The sequence below is a fragment of the Frigoribacterium sp. PhB118 genome (assembly GCF_003751725.1).
Taxonomy (GTDB): Bacteria; Actinomycetota; Actinomycetes; order Actinomycetales; family Microbacteriaceae; genus Frigoribacterium.
The window spans coordinates 23,979-35,286 of record NZ_RKID01000007.1; the positions used below are offsets into that span (position 1 = coordinate 23,979).

The 11,308-nt window shown below is 72.2% G+C and carries 8 protein-coding genes; 2 read left to right on the forward strand and 6 right to left on the reverse strand.

The annotated features are described in order from the left end of the window. Positions 1-7: 7 nt before the first annotated feature. The 4 genes from EDF21_RS15770 to EDF21_RS15785 all read right to left on the reverse strand — a co-directional run bounded on the left by EDF21_RS15770 (position 8) and on the right by EDF21_RS15785 (position 5,503). Entirely contained in the window at positions 8-1,963 is a 1,956-nt protein-coding gene (locus EDF21_RS15770; RefSeq protein ID WP_123572028.1) for a glycogen debranching N-terminal domain-containing protein, read from the reverse strand. Between the two features lie 64 nt (positions 1,964-2,027). Beyond that, the gene (locus tag EDF21_RS15775; protein WP_123572029.1) at positions 2,028-2,954 is read right to left on the reverse strand and encodes a carbohydrate ABC transporter permease; all 927 of its coding nucleotides are present in this window, start codon (positions 2,952-2,954) and stop codon (positions 2,028-2,030) included. Then, a complete protein-coding gene (locus EDF21_RS15780; protein WP_043597416.1) occupies positions 2,951-4,039 on the reverse strand; it encodes a carbohydrate ABC transporter permease in 1,089 nt (362 codons plus the stop codon). The genes EDF21_RS15775 and EDF21_RS15780 overlap by 4 nt, the downstream gene beginning before the upstream one ends. Before the next feature lie 210 nt (positions 4,040-4,249). After that, a complete protein-coding gene (locus EDF21_RS15785) occupies positions 4,250-5,503 on the reverse strand; it encodes an extracellular solute-binding protein (protein ID WP_123572030.1) in 1,254 nt (417 codons plus the stop codon). A gap of 232 nt (positions 5,504-5,735) precedes the next feature. Here EDF21_RS15785 and EDF21_RS15790 point away from each other — a divergent pair, with 232 nt between their 5' ends. Beyond that, positions 5,736-6,734 carry a LacI family DNA-binding transcriptional regulator gene (locus EDF21_RS15790; protein ID WP_043597449.1) on the forward strand — a complete coding sequence of 333 codons (999 nt, stop codon included), beginning with the start codon at positions 5,736-5,738 and terminating at the stop codon, positions 6,732-6,734. Positions 6,735-6,752: 18 nt separating this feature from the next. On the opposite strand, the gene EDF21_RS15795 is transcribed toward EDF21_RS15790, so the two are convergent. Next, positions 6,753-9,029 (reverse strand): APC family permease, encoded by a 2,277-nt coding sequence (locus EDF21_RS15795; RefSeq protein WP_082460630.1) that lies wholly within the window; start codon positions 9,027-9,029, stop codon positions 6,753-6,755. A 104-nt stretch (positions 9,030-9,133) separates the two neighbouring features. Beyond that, positions 9,134-9,760, reverse strand: coding sequence for a YitT family protein (locus tag EDF21_RS15800; RefSeq protein ID WP_056049470.1), 627 nt, complete (start codon positions 9,758-9,760; stop codon positions 9,134-9,136). Between the two features lie 62 nt (positions 9,761-9,822). On the opposite strand from EDF21_RS15800, the gene EDF21_RS15805 reads away from it, so the two are divergent. Then, on the forward strand, positions 9,823-11,262 hold the full coding sequence (locus EDF21_RS15805; protein ID WP_123572031.1) for a PLP-dependent aminotransferase family protein: 1,440 nt from the start codon (positions 9,823-9,825) through the stop codon (positions 11,260-11,262). Positions 11,263-11,308: the final 46 nt, after the last annotated feature.

The window sequence follows — 11,308 nt, forward strand, 5'->3', positions numbered from 1 at the left end:
CGAGCGGTCATGGGTGGCGGGGCGGGCGCACGGCGTGCGTGGCGGACCAGACGGCGACGGCGGCTGCGGCGGACCAGGCCTGGGGGCGGCACGAGGCGGGGTACGGCACGGGCGACGGCATCTCGCGGGCCGGGTCGCCCGAGTGGAGCTCGGGCATCCGGTAGTCGAAGGTCGGCGCCGCCGCGAGCAGGCCCTCGGCGAGCACCGCGGCCTCGTCGGCGAACCCGGCCCGGGCGAGGCCCTGCACCGCGATGGCCGTGTCGTGGGTCCAGACGCTGCCCCCGTGGTAGCTCAGGGGCCAGTAGCCGGCGCTGTCGGTCGACATCGTGCGGAGGCCGAAACCGCTGGACAGCTCGGGCGAGACGAGGCGGGAGGCGACCAGCGCCTCCTCGTCCGGGTCGAGCAGACCCGTGCCGAGCAGGTGCCCGAGGTTGCTCGTGACCGTGTCGACCGGCCGCTTGGCCGCGTCGAGGGCGATCGCCGGGTAGGCGCCCGCGTCGTCGTCGACCCAGAAGGAGGCGCGGAACCGGTCGCGCAGGCGCCCCGCCCAGTCGCGCCACGCGTCGCCGCCCGCCCGACCGAAGGCGTCGAGCAGGTCGGCCCCGTGCACGGCCGCCTCGTACGCGTAGGCCTGCACCTCGCAGAGCGCGATCGGCCCCTCGGCGAGGGTTCCGTCGCGCCACTGGACGCTGTCCCCGGAGTCCTTCCAGCCCTGGTTCGCCAAGCCGTGACCGGTCTCGTCGACGTACTCGAGCAGCAGGTCGCCGTCGCTGTCGCCCGAGTCGCGCATCCAGGCGAGGGCTGCGTCGAGGTGCGGCAGCAGTGCCTCGACCTCGGCCTGCGGCAGGCCCCAGCGCCAGGCGTCGTGCAGCAGGCAGATCCAGAGCGCGGTCGCGTCGACGGTGCCGTAGTAGAGCGGGGGCAGGCTGACGTCCTCACCGGGGATCGTCAACGTCCGTTGACGGAGTTCGTGCATGATCTTGCCCGGCTGCTCGGCCGTCCCTGGCACGTGTCGAGTGCCCTGGAGGCCCGCGAGCACCCGCAGGGTGCCCCCCGCGACCGTGAGGTCGAGGGGCAGGGTGAAGCGGGCGGCCCAGAGCGAGTCGCGGCCGAAGAGCGTGAAGAACCAGGGCGCACCTGCGGCGTAGAACACGTCGTCGGGTGCCGTCGTCGTGGTCAGGCGGAGCGCCGCCAGGTCGTCGCGGGCACGGTCGACCCAGCGGGCGAGCCGGTCGTCACGCGGTGCCGGGTCGAGGTCGGCCCAGTGCGGCGGCGTCGGCACGCCCCGGACGACGGCGTCGGGGGCGGTCGCGACCAGGTCGAGACCGACCGTCACGGAACCCCGGGCGGGGACGACGGCGACCCACTCGACGACGAGGCCGGCGGGGGTGTCCCGCACCGCGCCTCCTCGGGCCTCGAGGTCGACCCGGACTCCTTCTGCCCGCCAGGAGGCGCGGGTGCCGTCGGACGTGAGCGTCGCGTCGCGCACGGGCGCGCCCACGATCCCGGCCTTCACGTGGTCCATGGGGGAGGCGTCGGGTCGGAGGGTCGCAGCCAGGGTGACCGTGAGCTCGCGGTCGAGCCGGGAGGTGACCGTGTGGCGCTCGTGGACGCCCGTGGTCGTGACGTCACGGAGCGAGCTCAGGCGGACGTCGGGGTCGGCTCCGGCGTCGTCGAGGCCACGCAGCAGCGACTCGAAGCGGACCGACGAGGCTCCGAGGGGCACCGTGGCCACGTGCTCGGGGACGAGACCGTCGACCGTGACGCCGTGCCCGGCGACGAGACGCACGTCGCCGAGGTAGACGCCGTGGATCGTCGCCGCGCCCATCGACCCGTCGGCGGCCGACCACGCCTGGACGGGAGCCCTCAGCACGACGGTCTCGGCGGCGAGGAACGGCTGGAGGCCGGGTGTCGGGGTCGACCGGTCGGCGTGGTCGGAATCGAGGGGGGAGGTCTGGGTCATCGGGGGCTCCTGGGGCTCCGGGTGGCGGGCGTGGGGTGCGACGGGGTGGGCGTCGCGGCGTGCATCACTCTTTGACGGCCCCGGCGCTGGCGTTCATGATGCGGCGCTGGAAGACGAAGAAGACGACGGCGACCGGGATCGTCATGACCGCGGCGGCCGCGAGCTTGATCGGGTACTTCGACCCCTGGCTCAGCTGCCCCGAGGCGAGGCTCGCGACGCCCTTGGTGAGGGTGGTCAGCTCGGGCGACTGGGTCGACACGATGAAGTGCGAGAGCTCGTTCCACGACCCCTGGAACGACAGGATGATGATCGTCACGAGGGCCGGGCGAGCCATGGGCAGGACGATCGACCAGAAGACCCGGAAGGTGCCGGCGCCGTCGATGCGCGCCTGCTCTTCGACGCTGCGGGGGATCGACTCGAAGAAGTTCTTCATGATGAAGACCCCGGCGGCGTCGGTCAGCAGCGGCACGATCATGCCCGAGTACGAGTCGTACATGCCGAGCTGGTTGATCACCAGGAACTTCGGGATGAGCAGCACGACCGTCGGCACCGCCATCACGCCGATCAGCAGCACGAAGATGACGTTGCGCCCCCGGAACTGCAGCCGCGCCAGGGCGTAGCCGGCCAGCGAGTTGAAGAAGACCCGCCCGAGCGTCACCACGATCGTCACGATCGCGGAGTTCTGGAACCAGGTCGGGAAGTCGCTGTTGAGGAACAGCTGGCGGTAGGCGGCGACCGTCGGCGTGATCGGGATCAACGCCAGCGGGTCGGAGGCCGCCTCGGGGTCGGTCTTGAACGACGTCGCCACGTTGATCAGGAACGGCAGGATGTAGATCGCCGCGATGACGATCAGCACGGCGTAGAGCACCGAGGTGCCGGCGATGCGTCGCGTGCTGCGCGGCTCGCGCCCGGCCGGGTGAGGTGGGGCCGGGGGAGGCGCGACCGGCGAGGAGGGGTTCGTCCGGTCGGCGATCGGTGCGGTCGTGGTCATCGCTCGACTCCTGTCGTGTAGAGCCGGGTGCGTCTCTTCGACACGGCCCGTTCGCGCAGCACGATGCGCTGCAGGATCGTCAAGGCGACGATGATGACGAACAGCACGAAGGCGATGGCCGCGCCGCGACCCCACTCCTGTTCGCCGAACGCCGAGGTGTACGAGAGGTAGGCGGGCGTCAGCGTGGTCTTCTGCGGGCCGCCCTGGGTGCCGGTGTAGATCTGGTCGAAGACCTGCCAGGTGCCGATGAGGCCGAGGGTGAGGACCGTGAAGAGCGTCGGTCGCAGTTGCGGCAGCGTGATGCGCCAGAAGCGCTGCCAGCCGCTCGCGCCGTCCATCATCGCGGCCTCTTGGACGTCGCCACCGAGGTTCTGCAGGGCCGCCAGGAAGAGCAGCATGAACGTGCCACTGGTGGTGAAGACGGCCATCAGGATGAACGCGGACATCGCGACCGACGGCCCGGCCAGCCAGTCCCACCAGCTGACGCCGAGGGCGGTGTGGTCGGCCAGCAGGGCCGGGGGCTGCGTGACGCCGACGACGGCGAGCAGGTTGTGCAGCACGCCGCTGGCGTCGTTGAACCACGCGGGCCCGGTGATGCCGACGAACGAGAGCAGCTTGTTCACCGCGCCGCTCTGCGAGAACAGGAACAGCCACAGGACGGTGATGGCGACCGAGCTGGTCACCGACGGGAAGTAGAACGCGGTGCGGAAGAACCCGCGGCCGCGCAGCACCTGGCGGTTCACCAACACGGCGAGCAGCAGGGCCACAGCGGTCTGGATCGGCACGACGAGGATCACGTACCAGGCGTTGTTGCGCAGGCTCAGGCCGAAGTCGCGCTCGGCCAGGCCGCCGCCGCCGAGCAGGTCTCGGTAGTTCTGCGCCCCGACGAAGCCGACGCCGGCCGCGAAGGGGGAGCCCCGGCCGGTCCAGTCCGAGACGCTGACCCAGAGGGCCATCAGGACGGGCACGGCCAGGAAGAGGCCCAGGACGATCAGCACGGGCGAGACGAACAGCCAGCCCGAGAGGCCCTCGCCGCGCGAGACGGCGCTGCGCCGGCGGGGGGCCTTGGTCGAGATCGCGGTCATGGGGACTGCCTTTCGTGCGCTGTCTCGGGTCGATGGGTCGCGCCTCCTCGGATGATCGCCGACGAGGCGCGGCCGCGGGGGAGGCGGGGAGCGGGACCGGGGAGGGACGGAGGCGCGACCGCCCTGGGGAGGACGCGTCGCGGCCCAGGCCGCCCCCGTCGGGTGGGGAGTGCGAGGCACCGCGCCGGGGGAGGCGCGGTGCCCCGAGGGTTACTGGAGGATCGCCTCGAAGTTCTTCTGCGCGGACTCGAGGATCGTCTTCGGGTCGCCGTCCTTCAGGCCGGAGAGCTGCGAGTTGAAGTCGCTGATCACGGCGGCGGACCCGTCCTGCGTGGGCGTGCCCTGGGCGAACTCGACCGAGTCGAGGAACGCGGCCTGGTCGGGGTTGTCGGACTTCCAGGTGTCGGCGGCCGACTGGATCGAGGGCATGACGCCGAACGCGTCGGCGAAGGCGAGCTGCTGGTCGGTGCTCGTCAGCTGCTCGACGAGGTCGACGGCGGCCTGCTGGTTGGGGCTGTCGGCGGCGATGCCCCAGCAGTTGGTGAACTGCAACGTGCCCTGGCCGCCGGGGCCGGCGGGCAGCTCGGCCACCTGGTACGACACGTCGGGGTAGTCGTTGGTGAGTGCGCCGGTGATCCAGTTGCCCTCGATGGTCATCGCCGCCTTGCCCGTGCCGAAGGCCTCGCCGCCCCAGCCCGCGCCGAGGTCGCTCGAGAACGCGGCGTCGCCGCTGGTCAGCAGGTCTTTCACGTAGGTCAGCGCCTCGACGTTCTCAGAGGAGTCGAGCGTCGCCTCGGTGCCGTCGGCGGTGGTCACCGCGCCGCCGGCCTGCGCCATGAACGCGCCCACCCGGGCGTACTCGGGGCTGAAGGCCAGGCCCACGTGATCGGCCGTCGTGAGCTTCGCGGCGACCGCCTTCAGCGAGTCCCAGTCGGTCGGGACGTCGGCGTCGGTCAGGCCGGCCGCGGCCCACATGTCGGTGTTGATGATCAGGCCGAGGGTCGAGAAGTCCTTGGGCGCGCAGTAGAACCGGTCGTCGAGCGTGAAACTGTCGACGAGGGTCGGGAAGAAGTCGCCCTCGTTGGCGAGCTGGTCGCCGTAGGCCAGCAGGCTGCCGTTGCCGGCGAAGCCCGCGAGCGTGTCGGTCGAGACGTAGAACACGTCGGCCGGCTCGCCCGAGGCGAAGCCCTGGCTGAGCTGCTGCGGCAGGTCGGAGGCCACGCTGACCTCGGCGCCGGTGCCCGAGTCGTCGGACCAGCTCGCGACGGCGTCGGTGACGGCCTTCGTCTCGGCGTCTCCGCTCGAGCCGATCAGCACGGTCAGCGAGTCGTCGCTGCTGGTGAGGGCGCCGTCGCTGGCGGCGCCCGACCCCTCGCTGAAGCCGGAGCCGCAGGCCGTGAGGGCCAGGGCCGAGATGGTGGTGAGGGCGGCTGCTGCCGCCAGGCGGGTCGTGCGTCGTCGCATGGTGGGCCTCTCGTCGCGTCGTTGCGATGGTGCGGGTGCTGTGGTCGGGGTGTGGTGCCGGGGTGGCGCCTCGGGATGGAGCGGGGGCGGACGTGCGATTTGATCGATCAAATCCGTGTCGTCAGAGTAGGCAGGCCGCCCCGTGGGTGTCAAGACCGGAGAGCCCAGAGGTACCCGGGCGCTGGGGTAACGTGACCCGAGGCCGCCGACCGGCGCCGGGGTGGAGGGCACGATGACTCGGGTTCCGACACCGCGCCTCCCGACCGTCAGCGACGTCGCCTCGGTCGCGGGGGTGTCGCGGCAGACCGTCTCGAACGTGCTGAACGCGCCCGACATCGTCCGACCCGACACGCGGGGCCGGGTCGAGCGGGCGATCGCGGACCTCGGCTACCGGCCGCACGCGTCGGCGCGACGATTGCGCACCCGCAAGAGCTCGACCATCGGCATCCGGCTCGACCCCGTGCAGAACGGCATCTCGGGCGCGGTGCTCGACCGGTTCCTGCACGCGGTCACCGAGCAGGCCGACGCTCGCGACCACCGCATCCTGCTGTACACGGCGGCCGGGCCCGACGACGAGATCGCCCAGTTCCGCCGCCTGCTCGACGGCGCCGACGTCGACGGGTTCGTGCTCACCTCGACGTTCTTCGACGACCCGCGCACCGAATGGCTGATCGACGCCGGCGCCGACTTCGTCACCTTCGGTCGGCCCTGGGGGATCGACGACATGGGCGACCCGCAACACCGCTGGGTCGACGTCGACGGACGCGCCGGCCTCGCCTCGACGACCGACGACCTGCTCGACCGGGGTGCGACGCACGTGGCCTTCCTCGGCTGGCCCGCCGGCTCGGGCGCCGGGGACGACCGGAGGCGCGGGTGGCGCGAGGCGCTCGCGTCACGGGGCACGCTCGATCCGGCCTCGATCGACGCGCTCGACCTGGCCGTCGAGGACTCGGTGCCGCTCGCCTCGGCTGCGGTCCGGTCGGTGCTCGACGCGGGAGTCGCGGTGGACGCCGTGGTGTGCGCGAGCGACACCCTCGCGCTCGGGGCATCGGTCGTGCTGGGATCGTCGGTGCCGGTCGTGGGCTACGACGACACCCCGGTCGCCTCGGCGCTCGGCCTGTCGAGCGTCGAGCAACCACTCGTCGACGTCGCAGGAGCCGTGCTCTCGCTGCTGCTCGACGACAGCGAGCCGCGGCACCGGCTGCTGCGGCCCCGCACCGTCTGGCGCTGACGCTCCCGGGCGCCGGCGCTACTTCTTCTTGCGGGGGGAGGTGCCGGTCGAGTTGCGGGCGGCCGAGCGGGCCTTGCGTGCGGCGGCGCCGCCTCCGCGGTTGCCGGCCGCCGAGCCCGGTGCGCGCGGGGTCTGCTTCGGGCCAGGTTTCGTGCCGTTCTGCGCGGGCTGGACGTCGAGGCCCCGCTGCACCGCGCCTCCTTCGACCGCCGCCCCGGCGCGGCCGTCCGGGCCCGCGTCGGCGCCCAGTGCCCCGCCGGCGGCGCCCGACCGGCGACCGGCCGGCTCGAGCACGCGGCGCGGCACGGGGCGGGGGCGGATCGGCTCGCCACGGCGGTCCTGGCCGGGGATCGGTCGCGATCGACGCCCGTAGAGCACCTCGGACGAGTCGAGCAGCCACGGCACGAGCGAGATCGTCACGCCGTGCACGAGCATGAGCTTCTGGCGGATGCGGCGGCTCTTGTGGTTGTGCAGCGCGGCCTCCCACCAGTGGCCGACGATGTAGATGGGCGTGTAGACGGTGACGACCTCGCTGCCGTGCTCTTCACGGTGGGCCTTGATGTACTTGATCAGCGGCATGCTGATGTCGCGGTACGGCGAGGCGACGATGCGCAGGGGCACCTCGATGTCCTGCTCGGCCCACTGACGCTGCAGGAGCGCCGTTGCTTCGTCGTCGATGCCCACGTGGATCGCCTCGAGCGACTCGTGGCGTGCGGCGATGGCGTAGTCGAGGGCCTTCAGCACGGGCTTCTGCATGGTGCCGACCAGCACGATCGCGTGGTCGCCGTGCGAGCCGAACTGCGTCGTGGCGTCGGGCTCGATCTCGACGAGCACGTCCCGGTAGTAGCGGTTCACGCCGAGCATCAGCACGAAGAGGATCGGCATGATGACGAACACCAGCCAGGCGCCGTGCGTGAACTTGGTCACCGTCACGACGATCAGCACCGACGCCGTGAGCAGGGCGCCGAAGGCGTTGATGCCGCGGGCGCGGTACACCGCTCCACGGTCGGCGCATCCCTCGCGCAGCATGCGGGTCCAGTGGACGACCATGCCGGTCTGGCCGAGCGTGAACGAGACGAAGACGCCGATGATGTACAGCTGGATCAGCCCGGTGACGCTGGCCTGGTAGACGAGCAGGATGGCGCAGGCCACCAGCGCCAGCACGATCACGCCGTTCGAGTAGATCAGTCGGTCGCCGCGCGTGTTGAGCGCCTTGGGGGCGTACTGGTCGCGGGCCAGGATCGACCCGAGCAAGGGGAACCCGTTGAAGGCCGTGTTCGCCGCCAGCAACAGCACCGCCGCGGTGCAGGCCTGGATCACGTAGAAGGGGATGCCGAACAGCGACCCGCCGAAGACCGCGCTCGCGATCTGCGCGACGAGGCTGCGCTGCGGCGTGGTGGCGCAGTCGACGAACCCCTGGAGGTCGCAGGCGTCCTCGGCGTAGTGCACCTTGGCGATCAAGGCGACGGCGACGAGGCCGGCGAACAGGACGATGGCGATGCTGCCCATCAGCACGAGGGTCTTCTGGGCGTTCTGCACCTTGGGCCGCCGGAACGCGGGCACGCCGTTGGCGATCGCCTCGACGCCGGTCAGGGCCGAGCAGCCGCTCGAGAACGCCCGCAGCAACAGCAGGATGAAGGCGGCCTGCGTCAGCTGGTCGGCCTGCACCGTGTACTCGGCGCTCTCGGCGACGGGCGGGTCGCCGAGGGCGGTGCGCACCAGGGCGATGACGATCATGACGAAGACGCTCGACACGAAGAGGTAGGTGGGGATCGCGAAGGCCTTGCTCGACTCGCGCACGCCCCGGAGGTTGACGGCCGCCAGCAGGACGACGAAGAAGATCGCGAGCTCGACGCGCACCGGCGCCAGTTCGGGCACGGCCGAGATGATGTTGTCCACGCCCGAGGCGACCGAGACGGCCACCGTCATGACGTAGTCGACGAGCAGCGCCGAGGCGACCACGAGCCCGGCCTTCTCGCCGAGGTTCTTGTGGGCGACCTCGTAGTCGCCGCCGCCCGACGGGTACGCCTTGATCAGCTGACGGTACGACGCCACCACGACCAGCAGCAGGACGACGACCGCGACGGCCACCCACGGCGCGAGGGTCAGGAACCCGAGGCCGCCGATCAGCAGGATCATCAGCAGTTCTTGCGGCGCGTAGGCCACCGAGCTGAGCGGGTCGCTGGCGAAGATCGGCAGTGCGAGGTGCTTCGGGAGCAGCTGCCCCTCGAGCTTCTCCGAGGGGAGGGGTTCACCGATCAGCCAACGCTTCGGCGACCGGGTGTCGTTGGTCACGAGCGGCGACTCTACTCCCGTGCGAGGGCCTGTCAACTTCGCTCGTGGACGATTTATTCCCGGTCAGCGCGGGTCGGTCCGAACTGGTTCGTACCGGCCGCGGCTCAGGCAGGCGAGGAGGCGCGGGCCGGGGCGACCACGGAGGTCGCCACCCGGCGCCGGGCGAAGAGCGGCAACGTGATCGCCACGAGCGGGCCGATGAGCAGGGCCTCGGCCGCCGTGCCGATGCCGACCTGCCCGCCGAGCAGCCACCCCGCCGCGAGGACCGTGAGTTCGATGACGGTGCGCGCGACGCCCACCCGCCAGCCCAACCGGGCGTGGAGGCCGAGCATGAGCCCGTCGCGAGGGCCCGGCCCGAAGTCGGCTCCGATGTAGAGGCCGCTCGCGACGGCGAGCAACAGCAGGCCGCCCGCGAAGGTCAGGCCTTGTGCCCACCACTCGGTCTGCTGCGGCAGGACGCGCAGGCCGAGGTCGGCGACCGGACCGATCATCAGGGTGTTGGCGATCGTGCCGAAGCGGGGTCGCTGGCGCAGGGGGATCCAGAGCAGGAGCACGACGAGGCTCGTGACGAACGTGACGGTGCCGAACGTCAGCCCGGTGTGGCGGACGAGCCCCTGTGACAGCACGTCCCACGGGGCGACGCCGATGCCCGCGCGGACCATGAGGGCGATGGCGAAGCCGTAGGCGGTGAGGCCGACGAACAACTGCAGCAGGCGACGCGAGAGGAGCATGGGGTCGATCCAATCGCTCGACTGGCCTGGTGGCAAGGGTCCAATCCGCCTAGGGTGGCCGCGTGACCAACCTCGACCACGGTGCCACCACGGTCTCGTCGCGGGCGCTCGGCGTCCTGCTCGACTCGTGGCGCGCCTCCTCGGTTCCCGGCTACCTGGCGCTCGCCGACCGCATCCGCCTGCTCGTGCTCGACGGCCGGCTGCCGGTCGGCACGCGCCTGCCGTCCGAACGCGACCTGTGCGCGCACCTCGGGGTCAGTCGCACGACCGTGGCCGCGGCCTACGCCGCCCTCCGCGACTCGGGGCACGTCGACAGCGTGCGGGGCAGCGGCAGCGTCGTCCGGCTGCCGGCCCGCGCCTCGGTGCCGCGTCCGACGACGACCGAGGGGCTGCTCGACCTGACGAAGGCGGCGCTGCCCGCGGTCGACGGCATCGCCGAGGCGGCGCAACGGGCGGCGGGGCGGCTCGGAGCGTACCTGGACGACCCGGGCTACGACCCGGTCGGGCGGCCGGTGCTGCGCGAGGCGATCGCCGAACGGTACCGACGGCGGGGGCTCGAGACGAGTGCCGACCAGATCGTCGTGACCCTCGGGGCGCAGCACGCGATCTCGCTGCTCGCCCGCGTGCTGGTCTCGCGCGGCGACCGGGCCGTCGTCGAGGCGCCCGGCTACCCGCACGCCTTCGAGGCCCTCCGCGGCGCCGGCGCCCGCCTGGTGCCGGTCAGCGTCACCGTCGACGACGGCTGGGACGAAGCGGCGCTGATGCAGACCCTGCGGCGCACGAGCCCGCCGGTGGCCTACCTGATGCCCGACTTCCACAACCCCACGGGCGCGACGATGCCCGCCGACCAGCGGGCGCGCGTGCTCGAGGCGGCGGCCGCCGAGGGCACCGTCGTGATCGCCGACGAGACCATGGCCGAGATGGCGATCGACGACCGTCGCGACGCCCCCTCGCCGATGGCCGCGTACGGACGCGCGGTCACGATCGGCTCGGTCGGCAAGTCGCTCTGGGGTGGGCTGCGCATCGGCTGGATCCGTGCCGAGCGTTCCCTCGTCGAGCGGCTCGTGCGCGCCCGCTCGGCGGGCGACCTGGGCACCCCCGTGCTCGAGCAGCTGGTGGTCGCCGAGCTGCTCGGCGACTTCGACCGCGTGCTGGAGGCGCGGGCCGGCCACCTGAGACGAGGTCGCGACCGCGTCGTCCACGGCCTGAGGGAGGCGTTCCCGTCGTGGCAGGTGCCGTCGCCGGCGGGCGGCCTCACCACCTGGGTGGGGCTCGGGGCGCCGGTCAGTTCGCAGCTCACCCTCGCGGCCCGCCGGGAGGGCCTGCTGCTCGCGGCCGGCCCGGTGTTCGGCATCGACGGGGCGTTCGAGCGGTTCCTCCGCGTGCCGTTCTCGTACGCCGACAGCGACACCGACCGGGCGCTCGCGGCCCTGCGCGCGGCGTGGGACGGGGTCGACGGGGTGCAGGCGCCGACCTCGCCCCTGCTGGCCGAGGTGGTCTGAGCCGGGTCCTGCGGTCGGCTCGTCCCCGTCACGGTGACCAGGCAGG

Bases quoted from the DNA above. Each gene is read 5' to 3' on its own strand.
- EDF21_RS15785 (WP_123572030.1), bottom strand. From the start codon at position 5,503: ATGCGACGACGCACGACCCGCCTGGCGGCAGCAGCCGCCCTCACCACC.
- EDF21_RS15800 (WP_056049470.1), bottom strand. From the start codon at position 9,760: ATGCTCCTCTCGCGTCGCCTGCTGCAGTTGTTCGTCGGCCTCACCGCC.
- EDF21_RS15770 (WP_123572028.1), bottom strand. From the start codon at position 1,963: ATGACCCAGACCTCCCCCCTCGATTCCGACCACGCCGACCGGTCGACC.
- EDF21_RS15780 (WP_043597416.1), bottom strand. From the start codon at position 4,039: ATGACCGCGATCTCGACCAAGGCCCCCCGCCGGCGCAGCGCCGTCTCG.
- EDF21_RS15775 (WP_123572029.1), bottom strand. From the start codon at position 2,954: ATGACCACGACCGCACCGATCGCCGACCGGACGAACCCCTCCTCGCCG.
- EDF21_RS15790 (WP_043597449.1), top strand. From the start codon at position 5,736: ATGACTCGGGTTCCGACACCGCGCCTCCCGACCGTCAGCGACGTCGCC.